Source organism: Citrobacter sp. RHB20-C16 (genome assembly GCF_013890155.1).
GTDB lineage: Bacteria > Pseudomonadota > Gammaproteobacteria > Enterobacterales > Enterobacteriaceae > Citrobacter_A > Citrobacter_A amalonaticus.
Genome location: NZ_CP057630.1, coordinates 2,358,912 through 2,381,734 on the forward strand (window position 1 = coordinate 2,358,912; position 22,823 = coordinate 2,381,734).

The following is a 22,823-nucleotide window of genomic DNA, read 5'->3' on the forward strand; positions in this document are numbered from 1 at the left end:
ACTATTAAAGCAAGAAACCTGTGGGAAGTAACCTGTGGGCGCAAAAAGTCGTACTTGTCTCAGTTTTTGTTAAAAAATTGTGTAGGATAGTGTAACTCGCTTTTAACGAGGGCAATGGAACATCTGCCCTGAAGCCTAAGAAAATCAGACCGAGCAGTAAGTGAGAGAACAATGTCAAACAAACCCTTTCATTATCAGGATCCTTTTCCCCTTAAAAAGGATGATACCGAATACACCCTGCTGACCAGTGAATACGTCTCCGTCGCCGAATTTGAAGGACAAGAGATCCTTAAAGTCGATCCGGAAGCGTTAACACTGCTCGCGCGCCAGGCCTTCCATGACGCCTCATTTATGCTGCGCCCCGCACACCAACAACAGGTTGCTGATATTCTGCGCGACCCGGACGCCAGCGAAAACGACAAATATGTGGCGCTGCAGTTCCTGCGTAACTCTGACATCGCGGCGAAGGGTATTTTGCCAACCTGCCAGGATACCGGCACGGCGATTATTGTCGGCAAAAAAGGCCAGCGCGTCTGGACCGGTGGTGGTGATGAGGCGGCGCTGGCGCGTGGGGTATACAACACCTACATCGAAGATAACCTGCGCTACTCGCAAAACGCCGCGCTGGATATGTATAAAGAGGTGAACACCGGCACCAACCTGCCAGCGCAGATTGACCTCTACAGCGTCGATGGCGATGAATACAAATTCCTTTGCATCGCGAAGGGCGGCGGCTCCGCGAACAAGACTTATCTCTATCAGGAAACCAAAGCGTTGCTCACGCCGGGCAAACTGAAAAACTACCTGGTTGAGAAGATGCGGACGCTGGGAACTGCAGCATGTCCGCCATACCACATCGCCTTTGTGATCGGTGGGACGTCGGCAGAGGCGAACCTGAAAACCGTGAAGCTGGCGTCGGCGAAATACTATGACGAACTGCCGACCGAAGGGAATGAACATGGTCAGGCGTTCCGTGACGTCGAGCTGGAAAATGAACTGCTGACGGAGGCGCAAAACCTTGGTTTAGGCGCGCAGTTTGGCGGCAAATACTTTGCCCACGATATTCGCGTGATCCGTCTGCCGCGCCATGGCGCATCCTGTCCGGTCGGGATGGGCGTCTCCTGCTCGGCAGATCGCAACATCAAAGCGAAGATCAACCGTAAAGGCATCTGGATCGAGAAGCTGGAGCACAATCCGGGTAAATACATTCCTGAAGAACTGCGTAAAGCGGGCGAAGGGGAAGCGGTTCGCGTTGACCTGAATCGTCCAATGAAAGCGATCCTCGAACAGCTGTCGCAATACCCGGTGTCGACCCGTCTTTCCCTGAACGGCACGATCATTGTTGCTCGTGATATCGCGCACGCTAAATTAAAAGAGCGGATGGATAATGGCGAAGGGCTGCCGCAGTATGTAAAAGATCACCCGATTTACTACGCCGGTCCGGCGAAGACGCCAGAAGGCTATGCCTCCGGTTCACTCGGTCCGACCACCGCCGGGCGTATGGATTCGTATGTTGATCAGCTTCAGTCGCAGGGCGGGAGTATGATCATGCTGGCGAAGGGTAACCGCAGTCAGCAGGTGACTGACGCCTGTCAAAAACACGGCGGATTCTACCTCGGCAGCATTGGTGGTCCGGCGGCCGTACTGGCGCAGGGCAGCATCAAGAGCCTGGAGTGCGTGGAGTATCCGGAACTGGGAATGGAAGCGATCTGGAAAATCGAAGTCGAAGATTTCCCGGCCTTTATTCTCGTTGACGATAAAGGAAACGACTTCTTCCAGCAGATTCAGACGTCGCAGTGCGCACGCTGCGTTAAGTAACGTCAGCCGCCCTTCGGGGCGGTTTTTTTTATCGCACAAACCACCAAACGGTGGTGCTGTCATCGTTGATACTCATAAGACCGCAAGCATGTGGGCAATGTCGAACATAACCTAATCAATTCATTATCTAAGGAGCAGGTCATGGTAACGGTACGCAGCGAGAAAGATTCGATGGGCGCGATTGATGTCCCGGCAGATAAACTGTGGGGGGCACAAACCCAACGTTCACTTGAGCATTTTCGGATCTCCACCGAGAAAATGCCCGTCTCGCTGATCCACGCGCTGGCGCTCACCAAGCGCGCAGCGGCAAAGGTTAACGACGATTTAGGGTTGCTGGCCGCCGACAAAGCTGCCGCCATTATGCAGGCCGCGGATGAGGTGCTGGCAGATAAACACGCGGAAGAATTCCCTCTGGCTATCTGGCAGACCGGGTCGGGTACGCAAAGCAACATGAATATGAACGAAGTGCTGGCAAACCGGGCCAGTGAGTTGTTGGGCGGCGTTCGCGGCATGGAGCGCAAAGTCCATCCAAATGATGACGTCAACAAGAGCCAGAGTTCGAACGACGTCTTCCCGACGGCAATGCATGTGGCTGCGCTGCTGGCGTTGCGCAATCATCTGGTTCCGCAGTTGCAGGTGTTGATGAAGACGCTGAACGAGAAATCAGACGCTTTCGCCGATATTGTCAAAATTGGCCGTACTCATCTCCAGGACGCCACGCCGCTGACGCTGGGACAGGAGATTTCTGGCTGGGTGGCGATGTTAGAACATAACCTGCGGCACATTGAAAACAGTCTGCCGCACGTGGCGGAACTGGCGTTGGGCGGCACAGCGGTCGGCACCGGGCTGAATACGCATCCGGAATATGCCCGTCGCGTCGCCGACGAACTGGCGGCCATCACCCAGGCTCCCTTTATCACCGCGCCGAACAAGTTCGAAGCGCTGGCGACCTGTGATGCGCTGGTTCATGCTCACGGCGCGCTGAAAGGGCTGGCGGCGTCGCTAATGAAAATCGCCAACGATGTGCGTTGGCTGGCGTCGGGGCCACGCTGTGGCATTGGCGAAATCGCCATCCCGGAAAATGAACCGGGCAGCTCGATCATGCCGGGCAAGGTTAACCCAACCCAGTGTGAGGCGCTGACGATGCTGTGTTGTCAGGTGATGGGGAACGATGTGGCGATTAACATCGGCGGCGCATCAGGTAACTTCGAACTGAACGTCTTCCGTCCGATGGTGATCCACAACTTCCTGCAATCGGTGCGTCTGCTGGCGGACGGTATGGAAAGTTTCAACGAACATTGTGCGGTCGGTATCGAACCCAATCGTGAGCGGATTAATCAGTTGCTCAATGAATCACTGATGCTTGTCACCGCGTTGAATACCCATATCGGCTACGACAACGCGGCGGAAATCGCCAAGAAAGCACATAAAGAGGGGCTGACGCTGAAAGCTGCGGCTCTGGCGCTGGGCTATCTCACCGAAGTGGAGTTTGACAACTGGGTGCGGCCAGAGCAGATGGTCGGCAGTATGAAACCAGGTCGTTAATCCGCCACATAGAGGTGCAGCCGCGGAATTATCATACGCAGCGGCTGTGCCTGCGGTTTAAAGCGATGCTGTATGTTTTCGGCATCGTAGTTCAGTAGCTCGCCAATATCCGGCATACCTGCGCCGTTTTCCATATTGATCAACGCGATAAGCGGCGTAGGGCAGGCATGCTGTACCTGCTTTTGCTCGCCTTTGTACCAGACCCGGGCAATGGGCTGGACTTTGACCGGACGCTTAATTTTGAGTTTTGCCTGTTGTGGCAGGGCGGCGATATCCTGATATTCACGCTCCAGTTTTGCCTGCCACTCCTCGCGGGTCCAGGGATGTACGCTGCGCGGCGTATTCAGACTCTTTTCCAGTTGCGCCAGTACCTCATCGCGTTGCAAATTCTTGATGATATGTTTATTCGCCCAGCCAAAACGCAACGTCGCCGGATCGTTTATCACCGTCAGCGTCCGATAGGCATTGAGCGTAATCAGCCCCGGCAGATGGCGATGGACCCATTCAAAGCGCGCCGCAGACGGCAAACCGGACTCCACGGTGACAATATGCTCAAAAGTGGTTTTCAACTGATTGATGCGCTGTACCTGATTTTCCAGCGCCGCCTGGCTGGCACTACCCACCTGATAGCACAGCACGCCCGGCAGACGCACCGCCGCTTTACTGCTACGGGTTTCGGACTGCTGCTGAATAAACAGGTGGCGATAGTGCGCCAGCGCCAACGCTTCGGCCTCTTTACCCAGATGCTGCTTCACCGCAATGGTATCCAGCGGGGCGTGCTCGGCCTCTTTGGTCACCTCCGGCAGCGAAAAGACACGGGCAATCATCAGATGATGTTCTCCGAGCGCTTGCGTTAGTTCAGCCAGCGTCTGCTCCATCTGGCGAAATGTGGTGTTCAGTCTGTCGACAAGATCGTAACGGGCCATTGCGCACCTCATTAGTTACAACATACTCAATGTATAGCACGTTATCTCACCTGCGACTACCGTGCGAATAGCGTCAGCCAGCGGTTAATTCCGGAAGTGTGTGCCAGATCGGCCAACAAAAGCTGAAGCGAGCACCACCCAGTTCACTTTCCCCGCAGCTCACCGTGCCACCCATCGCCTGGGCGATGGAATAGACAATCGCCAGACCCAGACCGCACCCGCCGGTGGCGCGGTCCCGACTCGGATCCAGACGGACAAAAGGCTCAAAAACAGTCTCCCTGGCTTCCGGGGCAATGCCCGGCCCGTCATCGTCGACGGTCAGCGTGGCGAAACGATCGCTGAGCTGCAGGCTTATCTGCACCGTGGACTGGCAGTAGCGCAGCGCGTTGTTCAGCAGATTATCCAGCACGCGCTCCATCAGTCGCATATCCAGCGCACCGTAGTTGCCCCGGGCGAGATGCGGAACCTGCAATGTCCGATCAGGATTCACGCTTTGCACATCATCAATATGCGCTGTGAGCCAGGCCGGGAGATCCGGCTCGCTAAGATGCAGTTCATTCTGCGGTCTGTCGAGGCGGGCGTAAGTTAACAGCTCCTCAATTAAGGCTTCGAGCTGTCCGATATCGCGATTGAGTGCCAGAGATTCTTGTTCCGTGAGATTTTCACTCATCTCCAGTCGGTAGCGCAGGCGAACCAGCGGGGTGCGCAATTCATGGGCAATCCCGTCGATCAGCTGTTTTTTACTGGCAATCAACGCATTGATATTGTCCGCCATCTGATTAAAAGCAATGCCCAGCCGTTCAAAACTGGAGCCGCTGTCAAAATGCAGTCGTTCACTGAGATGACCTTTACCGAACCGCTGGGCGGCGGCTTCCAGTCGCAGCATTTCCTGCCAGTGTGGACGCATCCAGATAAACACCGGAAAGGCCAATGAGATGGCGATAAACGCCATCAGCGCGATATCCAGCAGGCGCATCTGATGGAGAAAATAGAGATAGGGTACGGGACCCACGGCCAGCACGTAATGACTGCGCGGAATGCGCTGAATGAAGGTGTACTGATCGTCGAGTGCAATGATGTCGCCTTCACGCAGACGCTGCATACTCTGATCATCCAGCGTGAATTTTGTCAGTGGCTCAACGCGCAGGTCAAAAGAGAGATTGAGGTCCATCTCTTTGAGCGTTTTACCCCAGTCGCGCGGCGGGATCTCGCGTAACTCGCTGCGCATCAGATACAGCGAGCTTTTCATCAGGTCATCGAGCGACTGCCTGCCAGCCCGCTCTGCGGTGAATTTATACACCAGCCCGACCAGCAGTGTCATCACCAGAAAGCAGACAAACAGCAGGAGATAAAACTGCACGAACAGTTTCTTCATTTACATCCCCGAATGCCGTGATGGCACATCATCCCAGGCGTGCGGGGCAAACAGATAGCCTTTATTGCGTACCGTTTTAATACGATAGGGCTCAGCCGCATTATCGAGCAGTTTCTTACGCAGACGCGAAATGGCGACATCGACGCTGCGATCCATGCCGTCGTAGCTTACACCGCGCAGATTTTTCAGCAGCGCATCGCGGTCCATAATCTGACCGGCGTGCGTGGCGAGTTCCCATAGCAGCTCGAAATCCGCGGTGGAAAGTATAACCTGTTCACCACTGAGCAAAACGACACGGTTGATGGGGTCGATAGTCAGGGAACCAAAGCGCAGCGTTTTATGCGGCGTGACGGCGGCAGGCTGAATCCCTTTGCTATGGCCTGACTGATCGCTCTGTCGCAGATGCAGCCGCAGACGGGCCAGCAAGACCGCTGGCGGCGTGGTCTTCAGAATGTAATCGCAGGCGCCCATTTCCAGTGCCAGGATGTGGTTCATGTCGCTGTCCAGCGAAGTGAGGAGGACGATCGGGCCCTGCCATTGCCCTTGCAGGTCACGACAGAGAGTCATGCCGTCTTTACCGGGGAGCATAATATCCAGCAATACCAGGTCCGGCTGAACCTGGAGGATCCGCGCTTCAGCCAGATCGCCACGCGGCTCGACAATCACATCGAAATCGTGTTTAGCCAGATAGGCCGCAATGAGCGCGCCGACCTCAGGATCGTCTTCAACAAATACAATCGTGTTCATCGTCTTGATTGCCGATCAAAAACGTCAACATACACCGCCGGGGCGTTACCTTCCATTAATCTTTCCTAAACGGTGATGCTTCCGTTATGCTGGTTGCTGATGTTATTGATGTGTAAAGGCAAGGTAATGGGACTCGTGATTAAAGCCGCGCTGGGTGCGCTGGTGGTGGTGTTGATTGGGTTGCTGGCAAAAACGAAGAATTACTACATCGCAGGACTCATCCCGCTGTTCCCGACATTCGCGCTGATTGCCCATTATATCGTGGCCAGCGAGCGGGGCATTGACGCGCTAAGAACGACCATTGTCTTCAGCATGTGGTCGATTATTCCCTATTTTGTCTATCTCGTTTCGCTGTGGTATTTCACCGGTTTTCTGAAGCTGCCAGTGGCGCTGGGCGGGGCAGTGATCTGCTGGTGCCTGAGCGCCTGGCTGCTGATCTTTTGCTGGGTCAAACTGCACTAACGCAGATGACGGCCACCGTCTACGGCGAAGCTACGACCCGTCACAAAACAACTGGTTAGCAGATAATCGATTAAATCGATCACCTCCTTTTCCCCCGGAGCCGTTTTCATCAGCGATTTGTTTAGCGCCTGCTGGCGGTACTCGGCGTCATCCCCCTCGTTAAACAGGATCAGCGAAGGGGCAATGGCGTTGACCTTCACCTCTGGCGCGAGCTTGCGGGCAAATGAACGGGTCATATTATCCAGCGCCGCTTTACTGGCGGCATAAGCGATATGCTTGTCACTGCCTTTCTCCACAACGTAGTCGGTAAAGTGAATGATGTCAGCGGCGGCGTGACCATGCCCGCGTAGCATGCCTTCGAGCGCATGGTTAAGCAGATAGGGGGCATTGACGTGGATTTGCATCATACAGGCCAGGACATCAGAGAGCGGTGTTCCCGGCTTCTCTGCCATCCATGCGCTGGCATTGTGGACGATGGCGCGCAGACCGCTGGCGCGTTCTTTTACCGTATCGGCGAAGGTAAGAATGCCTTCATTGGTGGAGAAATCAGCCTGAATGCACAGGGCGCCCGCTTTGGTCAGCCCGTCAATCGCCGGATAATGCGTACGGTAACTGACGATCACCGGCTGTTTCTGGTTGATAAAGTGCCAGGCAATGGCGAGGCCGATACGGCGGCCACCACCGGTCACTAAAATGGGCAGAGGGTGTTGGGTTCCCATCGAAAAACTCCTTATGCGCCTGCGAATCAGGCTATTAGCGTCAAACGATGGGATGCGTTTACCCCACCAGCAGCCAGGTCGCCGGTACGGCGGCAACCAGCAACAGACCAATCAGAACCATTTCCTGTCGGTTCAAAACGTTATCATGCGTATGCGTCTTACGAGCATACAGGAACACCAGCAGACCCGGAGCATAAAGCACCACGGAGAGCAGCAGGTGCATCGGCCCGGAAGCATACAATAACCATAAGCCATAAATGCATGCACCGACACCTACCGCCTGATGAAGCGGACGGGGGGCGATTTTCAGCAGGAAGGCGCCGACGAGGAAATAGGGGACCAGAATCATCTCTGAGGCGATGGTCAGCAGCGTGTTGTAATCCGAACCGGTTAGCCAGATCAGCACCAGACAGACCTGAACGCAGAGGTTGGTGAGCCACAGTGAAGCCGATGGCGCGCCTTGCGCATTTTGACGGGCGAAAATCCGCGGGAAGGCTTTATGCGTTGAGGCAAGGAACGGGACTTCCGCCGCCATAATCGTCCAGCTCAGATAGGCTCCACAAACGGAGACAATCAGACCCGCCGCAATGATAATCTCACCCCACGGCCCCATCATTTTGACCATCAGACCTGCCATTGACGGGTTACGGATCTCCGCCAGTTCCGGGCGGGCAACTACGCCAAGCGAGAGCAGAGTGACCAGCAGATAAACGGCAAGCGCAGAGAGCACCGCTAACAGCGTGGCGCGACCGACATCATGTTTGTTACGCGCCCGCGCCGAGACGACGACCGCGCCTTCCACACCGATGAATACCCACAGCGTGATGAGCATCGTGTTCTTAACCTGTTCCCAGACCGGGACACCCAGCGCGAGGCCGGTAAAGTCGAGGCTGAAAACCTCAAGCTTAAACGCCATAAAGGCCAGCAGGATAAACAGACCGAGCGGCAGCAATTTCGCCAGCGTTGCCACCAGGTTGATGCTGGCCGCCGTTTGTACGCCGCGCAGCACCAGAAAATGCACCACCCACAGCAGAATCGACGCACCGACGATCGCCTGCCAGGTATTGCCGTCGCCAAACAGACGCCACTCCGGCGTATCGGTGAAGAAACTGAGAGCAGAGAAGACAATGACCAGATAGGAGACGTTGGCAATCACCGCGCACAGCCAGTAGCCCCAGGCCGAGCAGAACCCGATCAGCTCACCGAAACCTTCGCGGGCATAGGTGAAGATGCCGCCATCCAGTTCGGGACGGATACGGGTCAGGATTAGCATGGCAAACGCCAGCAGCAATATCCCGGCCCCGGTAATCGCCCAGCCAATAAGTAACGCCGACGGGCTGGCGACAGCGGCCATATTCTGCGGCAGACTGAAAACACCTGCGCCAAGCATTGAGCTTAAAACCAGCGCGGTGAGAGCGCTCAGTCCCAGTTTCTTTTCCATGGTTATCCCGTGGTACAAACGATCGATGGAGAATAATTATTGTGGCAAAGCGCATAAAAATGGTGAAAGCCACTAAGGCGCGGGATTTTACGGAGAGAAGAGACTGCATGCAATGATCAGAGGAAAATTTGTGCCTGATAAAGCGAAAGGCGGCATAAAGCCGCCTTATTTTATGACCGGAGAGCCTTATTTATACAGATCGGCGCTGATGGTCATGTTGTTACCACGTTCCTGCCACTGGCGGGTAATGTGGTAATACTTAGCCCCTTGCTTCGCTGCACGCTTGGCAACCTGGTAAGAGACTTCAGTCATGCTGCTGTAGTTGCCGGTGAACTTGATGCTGTCGAACGGCACCATCATGGCCGCCGTGGCTTTGTTCAGCTCTTCAACTTTGGTGCCATCCGGAAGAGTGACAGTGTAACGCCCACCTTTCGTGGATTGCGTTTCGAAGAAACGTCCAACTTCAGAACTCGGCGACGCGGTAGTTGCAACGCCAGGAATTTCGACGTTTTTCGCCGCTTCTCCACCAGCAGCTAACGCTGCGCGACCGGCATCGGAATCCGCCGGGATCGCGTCAGGGCTCTGCACCACGCGTTTCTTCGCATCTTTTTTATAGATAAAAGCTGTAATGCGCTGGTTACCGCCCTGGTTCGCATCGATCTGACGCACGATGTAGAAGGCGTAAGCGTCTTTTTCTTTTGCCGCTTTGGTGATGGCATCATTCACTTCCGGCTGGCTGCGGTAGAAACCCTGTACCGTAACGGTATCATACGGTTCCAGCATGACGGCTTCTGATTTTGGCAATTCAACCACGCCATTGATCACGCGGTTCTTGCTGGCTTCCGCTTTCTCGGCGTCGGCTTTGTAGAAGTCTGCAACAACACGCCAGTTACCGCTGTTACCAAAATCAGATGTATCGACAACATAAAATGAGGCGGCGCCTTCTTTATCTGCGCGGCGGTTAACGGCCTTCACCGCATCGCCAATCGCATTAAAACGGCCTGTGACCGTGACACGGTCGTAAGGTTTCAGTGCTGCCGCTTGCTCCGGCGTCAATTCTGTTGCTGCGTTTACGGAAAAAGCCGTCGCAGAAAGAAGTGCGGACGCCAGGAGTGTGTTCTTAAGCTTCATAAAAATAATCCTTCGCCTTGCGCAAACCAGGTACTGGTATTGTTATTGACTAGAAACGTGGCTGATTATTGCATTTAAACCCGGTGACTGTCTGCGTGATTTTTCAATCGACACAGCAGATGAGGTCACAAGGTCGATAACAAATTATGATATGTCGAAAAAATGGTCATTTCACAGTAAAAACTGATGAACGTACTGAATTTTATAAGTTAATTTAATGTTAATTAGTTGATCTGCCGTGGCGCTTAATCATGTTTTGCCGCATCGTATGAGCGATTTATGGGCCTTTCACCACGAATTGAAGGTCATTATCCCGGTCAGAAGGCTGAATCGTTCCTGTTTTGCTGATAACCCGACAAATACTGTTTTTTGGCGCTAGATCACAAGCGCTATTTTCAGTACGTTATAGAGAGTTTGTTACTGTTTTATTTTTCCGGGGTAACCTATACCTCCTGCGTGAAATTGCCTGCGCAATTCCACGTTAACTGACAAACCATCATCAAAAATACCGATGGAAGGGAACATTATGCGAATTGGCATACCAAAAGAACGGTTTACCAATGAAACCCGCGTAGCAGCGACGCCGAAAACGGTTGAGCAACTGCTGAAGTTGGGTTTCACCGTCGCGGTTGAGAGCGGCGCGGGTGGACTGGCGAGTTTTGACGATAAAGCTTTTGTAGAAGCGGGCGCGGAAATTGTCGATAGCAGCGCTGTCTGGCAATCAGAGATCATTCTGAAGGTTAACGCACCGGAAGATGCAGAAATTCCGTTACTCAATCCGGGCACCACGCTGGTCAGCTTTATCTGGCCTGCGCAGAATCCAGAGTTAATGCAAAAGCTCGCCGAGCGTAATGTGACGGTGATGGCAATGGATTCTGTACCGCGTATTTCACGTGCGCAGTCGCTGGATGCATTAAGCTCGATGGCAAACATTGCCGGTTATCGGGCGATTGTGGAAGCCGCGCACGAGTTTGGCCGCTTCTTTACCGGGCAGATCACCGCTGCGGGTAAAGTCCCTCCAGCCAAAGTGATGGTGATCGGGGCCGGTGTTGCTGGTCTGGCCGCCATAGGCGCTGCGAACAGCCTGGGCGCGATTGTGCGTGCCTTTGACACCCGTCCGGAAGTGAAAGAACAGGTCCAGAGTATGGGCGCTGAATTCCTCGAACTGGATTTCAAAGAGGAAGCGGGAAGCGGTGACGGTTACGCCAAAGTGATGTCTGAAGCGTTTATCAAAGCGGAAATGGCGCTGTTTGCTGCGCAGGCAAAAGAGGTCGACATTATTGTCACCACCGCGCTGATTCCGGGTAAACCAGCACCGAAACTGATCACCCGCGAAATGGTTGATTCCATGAAAGCGGGCAGCGTGATTGTCGATCTGGCGGCGCAAAACGGCGGGAACTGCGAATACACCGTCGCCAATCAGGTCACGACCACGGCCAACGGCGTTAAGGTGATCGGTTATACCGACTTGCCAGGGCGTCTGCCGACACAGTCTTCACAGCTGTACGGCACCAACCTTGTTAATCTGCTTAAACTGCTGTGCAAAGAGAAAGACGGCAATATTACCGTTGATTTCGACGACGTGGTCGTGCGTGGCGTCACGGTCGTGCGTGACGGCGAAATTACCTGGCCGGCGCCGCCGATTCAGGTATCTGCTCAACCGCAGGCCGCTGCGAAAGCCGCACCGGCTGCAAAAGAGCCGGAAAAACCGGCATCGCCGTGGCGTAAATACGCGCTGATGGCGCTGGTGATCATTCTGTTCGGCTGGCTGGCAGACGTCGCGCCGAAAGAGTTCCTCGGTCACTTTACGGTGTTCGCACTGTCTTGCGTGGTAGGCTACTACGTGGTCTGGAACGTCTCTCATGCTCTGCATACGCCGCTGATGTCCGTGACCAACGCCATTTCGGGGATCATCGTGGTTGGCGCGCTATTGCAGATTGGCCAGGGCGGCTGGGTTAGCTTCCTGAGCTTCATCGCGGTCCTGATTGCCAGCATCAATATTTTCGGTGGCTTCACCGTGACTCAGCGCATGCTGAAAATGTTCCGGAAAAACTAAGGGGTAACACATGTCTGGAGGATTAGTTACAGCTGCATACATTGTTGCCGCGATCCTGTTTATTTTCAGTCTGGCGGGACTTTCAAAACATGAAACGTCTCAGCAGGGTAACAACTTCGGTATCGCCGGGATGGCGATTGCGCTGATTGCCACGATTTTTGGCCCGGACACCGGCAACGTTGCCTGGATCCTGGTGGCAATGATCATCGGCGGCGCGATTGGTATTCGTCTGGCGAAGAAGGTTGAAATGACCGAAATGCCGGAACTGGTGGCGATTCTGCACAGCTTCGTCGGCCTGGCTGCGGTACTGGTCGGCTTCAACAGCTATCTGTATCACGAAGCGGGCCTTGAGCCGATTCTGGTTAATATTCACCTGACCGAAGTGTTCCTTGGCATCTTTATCGGTGCGGTGACCTTTACCGGTTCAGTGGTGGCATTTGGTAAGCTGCGCGGCAAGATCTCTTCTAAACCGCTGATGCTGCCGAACCGTCACAAAATGAACCTCGCGGCGCTGGTGGTCTCTTTCCTGCTGCTGGTGGTTTTTGTCCGTACCGAAAGCGTTGGCTTGCAGGTCCTGGCACTGCTGGTGATGACCATTATTGCGCTGGCGTTTGGCTGGCACCTGGTGGCGTCCATTGGCGGGGCGGATATGCCGGTCGTGGTCTCCATGCTGAACTCCTATTCGGGTTGGGCGGCAGCGGCGGCGGGCTTCATGCTGAGCAACGATCTGCTGATCGTGACCGGTGCGCTGGTGGGTTCTTCCGGTGCGATTCTGTCTTACATCATGTGTAAGGCGATGAACCGCTCGTTCATCAGCGTGATTGCAGGGGGCTTTGGCACCGATGGTACAGCGTCCAGTGGTGATGAAGAAGTGGGCGAACACCGTGAGATCAGCGCAGAAGAGACTGCGGATATGCTGAAAAACTCGCATACGGTGATCATCACCCCGGGATACGGCATGGCGGTGGCGCAGGCACAGTATCCGGTCGCGGAAATTACCGAGAAGCTGCGCGCGCGCGGTATCAAGGTACGTTTCGGCATCCACCCGGTGGCAGGTCGTCTGCCTGGTCACATGAACGTACTGTTGGCGGAAGCGAAAGTGCCTTACGACATCGTGCTGGAAATGGACGAGATCAACGATGATTTCGCCGATACCGACACCGTGTTGGTTATTGGCGCGAATGATACCGTGAACCCGGCGGCGCAGGACGATCCAAACAGTCCTATCGCTGGGATGCCGGTGCTGGAAGTGTGGAAAGCGCAGAACGTAATTGTCTTCAAACGTTCGATGAATACCGGCTACGCCGGTGTGCAGAACCCGCTGTTCTTCAAAGAGAACACCCATATGCTGTTTGGCGATGCCAAAGCCAGCGTGGATGCGATTCTGAAAGCGCTGTAATCCGTTGTTCTGTTGAAACGGCCTCTGCGGAGGCCGTTTTTACGTCGGTCACATTTTATTTGCATCGCCTAACAGAATGGCAATACTTTGCCCACCAATGGATTGTTCCAGCGCAATCTTGACGATAATGGTCAGCGGTACCGAAAGCAGCATCCCCACCGGACCCAGCAGCCAACCCCAGAAGATCAACGACAGAAACACCACCAGCGTAGAGAGCCCCAGACCGCGTCCCATGATGCGTGGTTCAAGGATATTGCCGAACACCAGGTTGATGATCAGATAGCCCGCCAGCACCACCAGCGCATCGTACAGGCCGCCAAACGCCAACACCTGAATGATGGGCGGGATCGCCGCCAGCACTGAACCAATGTTTGGGATATAGTTGAGTGCAAAGGCCAACAACCCCCAGATAAAGGCGAATCGAACGTCCAGTGCCGACAGCATGCCCCAGACCACCAGTCCGGTGACCAGACTGATTGCCGTTTTCAGCACCAGATAGTGCGATACGCTATCAATGGCGCGCTGAATGGCGGCCATCCCCTCGACCGGACGGACCATAATCTGCTGGAATTTAGTGGGGAGTTGCGGCACTTCCAGCAGCATAAAGACCACTGTCAGCAGGAGTAAAAATATCGATGACATGGCATTGGTTAATTGCGCCAGCAAATTGGTGATCAGGGTCATCGCCGCGTTGGGGTCAATATACTTCACCATCTCATCCACTGAGACGCCGATGCCTAAGCGGACCAGCCAGGGCTCGAGGTTTTTCAGCGGAATGACCAGTGAGGAACGATACTGGGGCAGGGTGCGCGCCAGTTCGTTGAGGGACGTTCCGAGGTAAGCCAGCAGTAACACCATCGCCATGACGATGATGATCACCAGCAAGGATATCGCCAGCACGCGCGGAACGCGCAGTTTCACCATCCGCTGTACCAGCGGGCTGAGGACGACGGCAATAAATAACGCCAGAATAAATGGCACAATAATATCCGCCGCAAAGCGGATACCGGTAAGAATGATCACCAGCATTCCCAGCATAATGACGATCTTAAGACCGTTCAGCGTGATGATTGGTTTTGCCATGGAGCGTCCTGTATTTTTCTGCTTGCCGCGTATAATAATGTGATTGTGGTCGAATCGTCCTGTGAAAAATCAAACGATTCGGGTAAAGAAGTGAAAAGGTTTTGAGTTAATTCCTGGCCTATGATACAAATCAGGCGTGTTCAACTACCGAGGACAATTATCATCCGCGATGACGAGAAGCAACACTGCGGATAATTGTAATATTATGGACAATATGTTCAGGACGTTTTTTTCTACACAAATTCTTCTTCGCACTTCCTCCTCTTTCCTGCTTGCAGGTGAGCAGCACTGGCGCAACGCGCTTTAGTCCCTTCTTCTGTTCGAGCTGACGCTACGCGTCTGGCTAACTGATTTTATTTTCTGGTTTGCAGCGTTGTGCAAGCCCACAGGATTATATTCTCAAGCAGGAGAAGCACCATGTTTTACTGGATTTTATTAGGTCTGGCGATTGCCGCTGAAATTACCGGCACATTGTCGATGAAATGGGCAAGCGTAAGCGATGACAACAGCGGGTTTATTTTAATGCTGGTGATGATCGCCGCCTCGTATATTTTCCTCTCTTTTGCCGTTAAAAAAATCGCCCTCGGTGTGGCTTACGCATTGTGGGAAGGGATCGGTATTTTATTTATTACGCTGTTTAGCGTGTTGTTATTTGATGAGCCGCTGTCGGTCATGAAAATTGCCGGTCTGGCAACGCTGGTAGTGGGGATCGTGTTGATCAAATCCGGTACCCGCAAGGCGCGTCAGTCAACGAAAGAGGTGACCCATGCAACAGTTTGAATGGGTTCACGCCGCCTGGTTAGGGATGGCGATCGTGCTGGAAATTATCGCCAACGTCTTTTTAAAATTCTCTGACGGCTTTCGTCGGAAATTGTACGGTATTCTCTCGCTGGTCGCGGTACTCGCCGCCTTCAGTGCGCTTTCACAGGCGGTAAAGGGCATTGACCTGTCCGTTGCCTACGCGCTGTGGGGGGGATTTGGTATCGCCGCGACGCTGGCTGCCGGATGGATACTGTTCGGGCAACGTCTGAATCATAAAGGCTGGATCGGCGTTGTGCTGCTGCTGGCTGGCATGGTGATGATTAAACTGGCCTGATGAATCGCTGCCCGCGATTCGCGGGCAGCACGATGCGCCTTATTGTTCCCCGGCCAGCGCATCCAGCTTTTCCCGAAATCCCGTCACCGAGATCGCCCGGTTATCTGCGCGCCAGCGATCTTTCGCCGCCGGGGCGGAACTCTGAACGCCGATTAACTGCCAGCCCGCCTCGGTTTTCAGCATCAGCGGTGAACCGCTGTCGCCCGGCAGCGTGTCGCACTGGTGAGATAACACCGAACTTTGCGCCCAGCCGGTGACGATACAATCCTGGTGAGAATAGAGTGTATCCAGATGATCTTCCGGATACCCCGACTGCGTGACCTTGCGTCCGGCCTCTTTGAGTGCGGCGGTTAGTGCCGCTTTATCGCCCTCAAACAACGGTAACGGCGTGATGCCGGAAGGGGGATAGCGCAGAACGATCAGGCCAAAGTCCCAAGACGCGGCTGCCGGTGGCACAATCCAGCCGTCGCCATCGGGCTTCAGACGTTTTCCCAGACCGGGATCCACCCGGCCTTCAATACCGTGAATTTCATAACGCCAGAGACCTTTTTTCGAGACAAAACGCAGGACGACGGCTTTATCCGGTTTCCCTTTTGGCGGCGTTAACAAGCAATGTCCGGCAGTGAGCGCCAGATGTGGGGAGATGAGCGTTGCGGTGCAGAGGTTACCGCTGGCGGTTTCCAGTTGTCCGATGGCATCCCACGGCGATTGAGTCGGATCGCTTACCGGCGCGCGATCGTCCTGACCAAAAAATAACGTTTTGATTTCACTGGTCCCGGTATCCGCGTCAGGCTTATCCGCATGCGCAATACCCGATGAAAAGCACAACGAACCCAGTAATACAGTAACGGTTTTACGCATATCACACTCTGTGTGGGTAATTATGATTATTAAAAGAGAACCCTCAGTAATTACTATAGACGTAACGGCGTAAAAGTGAGAGAAAAATCAGAGTACTACGATCAGGAAAGATAAAAGCGGGCGGCTATGAGCGCACATAAAATAAGCGTGATAAGGATGAACTCAAAGCGATAACGGCGCACCATGTTACCCTCCGAAAAGGACGGCGCTAAACCGGGAAAGCGTTCAGCGCCGTTGAAGAATGGCGCAAGGGTTCGCGCCAGTTTACACAGTCAGGATTTAAGCAGCCGGTTGAGCGGCAGGTTTAGCGGCCGGTTTCTGGCTGTGTTTTTTGGTGTGCTTTTTAGCGGCTTGAGCTTTCTGTTCAGGGGCCTTTTGCTCAGTCGTGGCTTTGGCTTTTTTCACGTGTTTTTTCGCGGCCTGCGCTTTTTGTTCTGGCGCTTTCTCGGTAGTCGCTTTGTGATGTTTTTTATGATGTGTGGTTTTGGCCGGCGCCGCTTTTGCAGCAGGCGCTGCAGCCGGTGCAGTTGATGTAGTGTCAGCCGCAAACGCCGCAGAAGACAGACCCATAGCAGCGGCAACAACCAGAGCTAATACTTTTTTCATTCTCATACCCTCGATTTGGTTTTTCATTCAACCCCACTGCGGGGCCGTTGAAATCACTATATCGCTGGATGCTGTGCGCTTCCGTGAGTCATTGGTTTCGGCGTGTAACGATATGTACAACGCCGGGCGCAGCGGCCCGGCGAGGGGATTTACAGATAGCGAGATTCAAGATGGGCGCGGAAATGACGGCTGCTCAATGCTTCTCCGGTAGCCTGAGTAATCAACTGCGCCGTGGTAAAGCGACTGCCGTGCTGCCAGATGTTCTGTTGCAGCCAGTCAAACAAGGCGCTGAAATCGCCGCCTGCAATCTGCTGACTAAGATCCGGCAATGCGCGATTCGCGGCGCTGAACAACTGTGCGGCATACATCGCGCCCAGCGTGTAAGAAGGGAAGTAACCAAACCCGCCGTCCGTCCAGTGAATGTCCTGCATGCAGCCGTCGCGATAGTTCCCTTTTGTTGACAGGCCCAGCCAGGTCTGCATTTTTTCGTCCCACAGCGCCGGAATGTCGTCCACCTCAATATCGCCATTGATCAATGCGCGCTCAATCTCATAGCGCAGGATGACGTGCGCCGGGTAGCTGACTTCATCCGCATCCACGCGGATAAAACCGGGTTTCACTCGCTGGTTCCAGGCAATGAAATTTTGCTCTTCAAAGGCAGCCTGATCGCCAAAATGACGCTTCACGGCAGGTAGCAGCCGCCTTAAAAATGCATTGCTGCGTCCTACCTGCATTTCAAAAAACAGACTCTGGGATTCGTGGATCGCGGTGGAGCGGGCAAGGGCGACGGGCTGACCCAGCCAGTTACGCGGCAGGTTTTGCTCATAGCGGGCGTGGCCGGTTTCGTGGATCACGCCAAACAGGGCGCTGAGTAATTCGTTTTCGTCATAGCGCGTCGTGATGCGCACATCTTCCGGCACGCCGCCGCAGAAGGGATGTGCGCTGATGTCGAGGCGACCGGCATTAAAATCGAAACCGAGTACAGACATTGTCTCCAGTCCCAGTTCGCGCTGAACGGCAGTCGGGAAGGGGCCAACAGGGGCAATCAGCGACTGCGGCGACTGGCGGGCAACCACGCGGTTGAGCAGATCCGGCAGCCACGATTTGAGATCGGCAAACAGGCCGTCCAGCTGTGCGATGGTCATGTCCGGCTCGTAAATGTCCAGCAGCGCGTCATAGGGAGAACAACCTTTCACGTCGGCGCGCAGTCTGGCCTCTTCGCGGCTCAGTTTCACGACTTCTTTTAAATTCGCAGAGAATCCCTGCCAGTCGTTGGCAGGACGCTGACTGCGCCAGGCGTGCTCACAGCGACTGCCGGCGAGAGATTTGTCCTCCACCAACGACTCCGGTAACAACGCGGCCTGGGTATGCAGACGCGTCATTTCCCGCAGATTGGCCTGTTCCACATCATTGAGATCCTCCTGGGCGGCAGCGGCAAGCCATTGCGCCACTTTCGGTTCGGTCAGGATTTGATGTTCCAGAACGCTCAGTTCCGCCAGCGCTTCACCCCGCGCCGCACTGCCACCGGGTGGCATCATGGCGAACATATCCCAACTGGCGATGGCGGAGAGGTGCGAGAAGCGAGAGAGACGCAGGAAGGTGCGGGTAAGTTGTTGATAGTTTTTGTTGTCCATGTAACCTCTTCGACGTAACAGGCGGGTTGAGTTCCCCCACCATAATGGGTAGTTATGTTTATCGATAGCCTTTTTTATAGTAGCCAACGGGAACATCGTACCCGTTCAATAACAATAAACACACACAGCAAAATGAATCCACTCCACTGGGTTGTCTTTGCTCTTCTGGCACTGGATGCCGTCAGAGAATTGATGGGCTTTTCATCAATCTTAGGAATGTGGTAACCACTGTTGGTTGAGAGGCGAGAAGCCCGGTGAGCCCGGGCTTTTCTTTCAGACTAGACGTGAAGACGGTGATGCAGTCGTGTGCCGACCAGAATAGCCAGTACCAGCATAATCGCGATAAATCCCCCAACGCCGTTCCAGCCATAGTTATGCCAGAACACACCGCCGAGCGTACCGGCGATACTGGACCCCAGATAATAGCTGAACAGATACAGCGAAGAGGCCTGGCCTTTGGCGCGACGCGCACGCGGCCCTATCCAGCTACTGGCCACCGAATGCGCGCCAAAGAATCCGGCTGAAAAGAGCAGCATTCCGGCGAAAATCAGCCACAGCGAACTGAACAACGTCATTAACAAACCGAACAGCATCACGACGGTGGAAAAGAGCATCACCGGACCGCGCCCGTAACGTACCGTCATCGAACCGGCCTTCGGTGAACTCCAGGTTCCGGTCAGATAGGCGACGGAAAGCAAACCGACCACAGCCTGACTGAGTTCCCACGGTGAAAGCATCAGACGATAGCCGATGTAGTTAAACAGGGTGACGAACGACCCCATCAACAGAAAGCCTTCGGCAAACAGCAGCGGCAGTCCCTGGTCGCGCCAGTGGATCCGGAAATTAATAAACAGCGTTTTGGGGCGCAGCGACGTGGGCCGGAAGTGGCGTGATTCTGGCAGTATTTTCCAGAACATCAGGGCTGATGCCAGCGCAAAGCAGCCAATAGCAGCCAGCGCAATACGCCAGCTAAAGAAATCGGTAAACACGCCGCTAATCAGACGTCCGCTCATCCCGCCAATCGAGTTGCCGCTGATGTACAACCCCATTGAAAATGCGACAAAACTGGGGTGAATCTCCTCACTCAGATAGGTCATCCCGACCGCCGCCACGCCGCTGAGTGAAAGGCCGATCAGCGCGCGCATCACCAGAATGCCATGCCAGCTGGTCATCATTGTCGAGAGCAACGTACAGCAGGAGGCGAGCAGCAACGCGGTCACCATCACCGGCTTGCGCCCGATGGCATCCGAAAGCGGACCGGTAAACAGCAGACCAACGGCTAACATTCCGGTGGAGATCGACAGTGAAATACTGCTGCTGGCGGGAGATACGCCAAACTCATGGGACAACACCGGCAGAATAGGCTGGACGCAGTACAGCAGGGCGAAAGTCGCCAGTCCGGCAGAAAAGAGCGCCAGCGTGACGCGCATAAAGGCAGAAGTACCGCGTTGAATAAACTGAACCGGCTGAGAAATGCGTTGGTCGTCAATATCGCTCGCCGTCGCGTCATTGACAGTAGTTGTACGACTCACTGGAAATCCTTGCGCAACAAACCCGTGTTTTGAGGGGACGGGCATAACCTTGTTGAGTAGAGTAGGAAAATCTCATTATTCTGTCTAATATATTAATAGTCTCAAATAATACGTTTAAAATATGAATATTGAACTGCGTCACCTTCGTTACTTTGTTGCCGTGGCGGAAGAACTGCATTTTGGGCGCGCCGCAACCCGACTGAACATTTCGCAGCCACCGCTGAGCCAGCAAATACAGATGCTTGAGCAGCAGGTCGGCGCGCGCCTGCTCGCGCGAACTAACCGTAGCGTCGCCCTGACCGCCGCTGGCAAGCAATTTCTCGCCGACAGTCGGCAGATCCTCGGGTTGGTCAATGATGCCGCCGCCCGTGCGGAGCGTCTGCATCAGGGGGAAGCCGGAGAGTTGCGCATCGGTTTTACCTCGTCGGCACCGTTTATCCGCGCGGTGTCGGATACCCTGTCGCTGTTCCGCCAGAAATACCCGGATATGCATTTGCAGACCCGCGAGATGAACACCCGCGAACAGCTGGCGCCGTTGAGCGAAGGGGCGCTGGATCTGGGCCTGATGCGCAATACCCCGTTGCCAGAGAGCTTGCATCATGAGGTGATTTTGCATGAACCGCTGATGGCGATGATCCCCAGGGTTTTCCCGCTTTCGCAAAAGCCGGTGGTGACGCTGGCCGAACTGGCGAAAGAGCCGTTTGTCTTCTTTGACCCGCACGTCGGAACGGGTCTTTATGACGATATTCTCGGCATGATGCGCCGTTACCAGTTGACGCCGGTGATTACCCAGGAGGTCGGTGAGGCGATGACGATCATTGGGCTGGTCGCTGCCGGATTAGGGGTGTCGATCCTTCCGGCCTCGTTTAAAAAAGTGCAGCTCAATGAGATGTGTTGGGTACCGATTGCGGAAGACGATGCGGTTTCGGAAATGTGGCTGGTCTGGTCGGCGCATCATGAACCAAGCCAGGCGGCGCTACGCTTTCGTCAGCAATTAATTCAGGCCGTCAGGAACGCTTAAATTCATTTAATAACGGCTGAAAATGTGCAGTTAATCACACGGCTAAGTAAAAAGTTGACGTTGTGTATTGAAGTGCTTCACCATAGCCTACAGATTATTTCGGAGCGCGAAAATAAAGGGAGTCAGAGGTGGTTGCTGATAGTCAGCCTGGGCACATCGATCAAATAAAGCAGACCAATGCGGGCGCCGTTTATCGGCTGATTGATCAGCTGGGACCGGTATCGCGTATTGATCTTTCGCGTCTTGCGCAACTGGCACCCGCCAGTATCACGAAGATTGTGCGTGAAATGCTGGAAGCGCATCTGGTCCAGGAACTGGAAATTAAAGAAGCCGGGAGTCGCGGACGCCCGGCAGTGGGGCTGGTGGTGGAAACCGAAGCCTGGCACTATCTGTCCCTTCGCATCAGTCGTGGAGAAATCTTTCTCGCCCTGCGCGATCTCAGCAGCAAGCTGGTCGTAGAAGACTGTCTTGAACTGCCGCTCAACGATGAAACGCCGTTGCTGGCGCGTATTGTCACGCTGGTCGATCAGTTTTTTATTCGTCATCAGCAGAAGCTCGAACGTCTGACTTCCATTGCCATTACCTTACCCGGCATTATCGATACCGAGAATGGGATCGTGCATCGTATGCCGTTTTATGCCGATGTGAAAGAGATGCCGCTCGGTGATACGCTGGCGCAGCACACCGGCGTGCCGGTCTACATTCAGCATGATATCAGCGCCTGGACGATGGCAGAGGCGCTGTTTGGCGCGTCCCGCGGTGCGCGCGATGTCATTCAGGTGGTCATCGATCATAACGTTGGCGCCGGGGTGATTACCGACGGTCATTTACTGCATGCGGGTAGCAGCAGCCTGGTGGAGATTGGCCACACCCAGGTCGATCCTTACGGAAAACGCTGCTACTGTGGCAACCACGGCTGTCTGGAAACCATCGCCAGCGTGGAAAGTGTGCTGGAGCTGGCGCAACTGCGACTGGCGCAATCCATGAGCTCTTCGCTTCACGGCCAGCCGTTGACGGTCGATTCGCTGTGTCAGGCGGCGTTGCAGGGCGATTTGCTGGCAAAAGACATTATCAGCGGCGTGGGAACCCACGTTGGCCGTATCCTTGCCATTATGGTCAATCTGTTCAATCCGCAAAAAATCCTGATTGGATCGCCGCTCAGTAAAGCCGCAGACGTGTTGTTTCCGGCGATTGCGGACAGCATCCGCCAGCAGGCGCTACCGGCCTACAGCAAAAATATGGTCGTTGAGAGCACACAGTTTTCTAATCAGGGGACAATGGCGGGAGCCGCGCTGGTAAAAGACGCGATGTATAATGGTTCTTTGTTGATTCGTCTATTACAGGGTTAACATTTTTTAACTGTTCTACCAA

The 22,823-nt window shown here is 54.4% G+C and carries 21 protein-coding genes; 9 read left to right on the top strand and 12 right to left on the bottom strand.

Annotation, left to right across the window (positions count from 1 at the left end):
• Nucleotides 1-171 precede the first annotated feature (171 nt).
• Nucleotides 172-1,818, top strand: coding sequence for a class I fumarate hydratase (gene fumB, locus HVX64_RS11360; RefSeq protein WP_044254633.1), 1,647 nt, complete (start codon nt 172-174; stop codon nt 1,816-1,818).
• A 141-nt stretch (nt 1,819-1,959) separates the two neighbouring features.
• Nucleotides 1,960-3,363 (top strand): class II fumarate hydratase, encoded by a 1,404-nt coding sequence (gene fumC, locus HVX64_RS11365; RefSeq protein WP_044254630.1) that lies wholly within the window; start codon nt 1,960-1,962, stop codon nt 3,361-3,363.
• Here the strand turns inward: fumC and tus are convergent.
• The 3 genes from tus to rstA form a co-directional block, all read right to left on the bottom strand.
• A complete protein-coding gene (tus, locus tag HVX64_RS11370; protein ID WP_044254627.1) occupies nt 3,360-4,289 on the bottom strand; it encodes a DNA replication terminus site-binding protein in 930 nt (309 codons plus the stop codon). The two genes, fumC and tus, sit on opposite strands and share 4 nt — an antisense overlap.
• Before the next feature lie 73 nt (nt 4,290-4,362).
• Complete coding sequence (gene rstB / locus HVX64_RS11375; protein WP_044254624.1) at nt 4,363-5,664, bottom strand: two-component system sensor histidine kinase RstB; 1,302 nt, start codon at nt 5,662-5,664, stop codon at nt 4,363-4,365.
• Nucleotides 5,665-6,411: a two-component system response regulator RstA gene (rstA, locus tag HVX64_RS11380; RefSeq protein WP_043000771.1), complete on the bottom strand. Its 747-nt coding sequence runs from the start codon at nt 6,409-6,411 to the stop codon at nt 5,665-5,667.
• Nucleotides 6,412-6,537: 126 nt separating this feature from the next.
• Between rstA and HVX64_RS11385 the strand changes: the two genes are divergently transcribed.
• Nucleotides 6,538-6,873: a GlpM family protein gene (locus tag HVX64_RS11385; protein WP_042319174.1), complete on the top strand. Its 336-nt coding sequence runs from the start codon at nt 6,538-6,540 to the stop codon at nt 6,871-6,873.
• Here HVX64_RS11385 and folM read toward each other — a convergent pair.
• The 3 genes from folM to ydgH form a co-directional block, all read right to left on the bottom strand.
• A complete protein-coding gene (folM, locus tag HVX64_RS11390) occupies nt 6,870-7,592 on the bottom strand; it encodes a dihydromonapterin reductase (protein WP_043000770.1) in 723 nt (240 codons plus the stop codon). The two genes, HVX64_RS11385 and folM, sit on opposite strands and share 4 nt — an antisense overlap.
• A 58-nt stretch (nt 7,593-7,650) precedes the next feature.
• The gene (locus HVX64_RS11395) at nt 7,651-9,033 is read right to left on the bottom strand and encodes an amino acid permease (protein WP_044254619.1); all 1,383 of its coding nucleotides are present in this window, start codon (nt 9,031-9,033) and stop codon (nt 7,651-7,653) included.
• Between the two features lie 186 nt (nt 9,034-9,219).
• Nucleotides 9,220-10,164, bottom strand: a complete 945-nt coding sequence (ydgH, locus tag HVX64_RS11400; protein ID WP_043000768.1) for a DUF1471 family protein YdgH — start codon at nt 10,162-10,164, stop codon at nt 9,220-9,222.
• A gap of 526 nt (nt 10,165-10,690) precedes the next feature.
• Here ydgH and pntA point away from each other — a divergent pair.
• Nucleotides 10,691-12,220 carry a Re/Si-specific NAD(P)(+) transhydrogenase subunit alpha gene (gene pntA / locus HVX64_RS11405; RefSeq protein ID WP_044254616.1) on the top strand — a complete coding sequence of 510 codons (1,530 nt, stop codon included), beginning with the start codon at nt 10,691-10,693 and terminating at the stop codon, nt 12,218-12,220.
• A 10-nt stretch (nt 12,221-12,230) separates the two neighbouring features.
• Nucleotides 12,231-13,619, top strand: a complete 1,389-nt coding sequence (gene pntB / locus HVX64_RS11410) for a Re/Si-specific NAD(P)(+) transhydrogenase subunit beta (RefSeq protein ID WP_043000766.1) — start codon at nt 12,231-12,233, stop codon at nt 13,617-13,619.
• 48 nt (nt 13,620-13,667) lie between these two features.
• Here pntB and HVX64_RS11415 read toward each other — a convergent pair whose 3' ends face one another.
• The gene (locus HVX64_RS11415) at nt 13,668-14,702 is read right to left on the bottom strand and encodes an AI-2E family transporter (protein WP_044254613.1); all 1,035 of its coding nucleotides are present in this window, start codon (nt 14,700-14,702) and stop codon (nt 13,668-13,670) included.
• 417 nt (nt 14,703-15,119) lie between these two features.
• On the opposite strand from HVX64_RS11415, the gene mdtJ reads away from it, so the two are divergent.
• Complete coding sequence (gene mdtJ / locus HVX64_RS11420; protein ID WP_043000764.1) at nt 15,120-15,482, top strand: multidrug/spermidine efflux SMR transporter subunit MdtJ; 363 nt, start codon at nt 15,120-15,122, stop codon at nt 15,480-15,482.
• A complete protein-coding gene (mdtI, locus tag HVX64_RS11425; RefSeq protein WP_043000763.1) occupies nt 15,469-15,798 on the top strand; it encodes a multidrug/spermidine efflux SMR transporter subunit MdtI in 330 nt (109 codons plus the stop codon). Before mdtJ ends, mdtI begins: the two co-directional genes overlap by 14 nt.
• A gap of 39 nt (nt 15,799-15,837) precedes the next feature.
• Here mdtI and HVX64_RS11430 read toward each other — a convergent pair whose 3' ends face one another.
• The 5 genes from HVX64_RS11430 to HVX64_RS11450 form a co-directional block, all read right to left on the bottom strand.
• Nucleotides 15,838-16,659, bottom strand: coding sequence for a serine protease (locus HVX64_RS11430; RefSeq protein ID WP_044254610.1), 822 nt, complete (start codon nt 16,657-16,659; stop codon nt 15,838-15,840).
• 101 nt (nt 16,660-16,760) lie between these two features.
• Entirely contained in the window at nt 16,761-16,844 is an 84-nt protein-coding gene (locus HVX64_RS11435) for a hypothetical protein (protein ID WP_099434124.1), read from the bottom strand.
• A gap of 94 nt (nt 16,845-16,938) precedes the next feature.
• Nucleotides 16,939-17,265, bottom strand: coding sequence for an acid resistance repetitive basic protein Asr (gene asr, locus HVX64_RS11440; RefSeq protein WP_043000761.1), 327 nt, complete (start codon nt 17,263-17,265; stop codon nt 16,939-16,941).
• Between the two features lie 149 nt (nt 17,266-17,414).
• Complete coding sequence (locus tag HVX64_RS11445; protein WP_044254608.1) at nt 17,415-18,899, bottom strand: carboxypeptidase M32; 1,485 nt, start codon at nt 18,897-18,899, stop codon at nt 17,415-17,417.
• Nucleotides 18,900-19,177: 278 nt separating this feature from the next.
• Nucleotides 19,178-20,431 carry an MFS transporter gene (locus HVX64_RS11450; protein ID WP_043000759.1) on the bottom strand — a complete coding sequence of 418 codons (1,254 nt, stop codon included), beginning with the start codon at nt 20,429-20,431 and terminating at the stop codon, nt 19,178-19,180.
• 121 nt (nt 20,432-20,552) lie between these two features.
• On the opposite strand from HVX64_RS11450, the gene HVX64_RS11455 reads away from it, so the two are divergent.
• Both HVX64_RS11455 and mlc read left to right on the top strand, forming a co-directional pair.
• Nucleotides 20,553-21,452: a LysR family transcriptional regulator gene (locus HVX64_RS11455; RefSeq protein WP_044254605.1), complete on the top strand. Its 900-nt coding sequence runs from the start codon at nt 20,553-20,555 to the stop codon at nt 21,450-21,452.
• 128 nt (nt 21,453-21,580) lie between these two features.
• A complete protein-coding gene (mlc, locus tag HVX64_RS11460; RefSeq protein WP_043000757.1) occupies nt 21,581-22,801 on the top strand; it encodes a sugar metabolism global transcriptional regulator Mlc in 1,221 nt (406 codons plus the stop codon).
• Nucleotides 22,802-22,823: the final 22 nt, after the last annotated feature.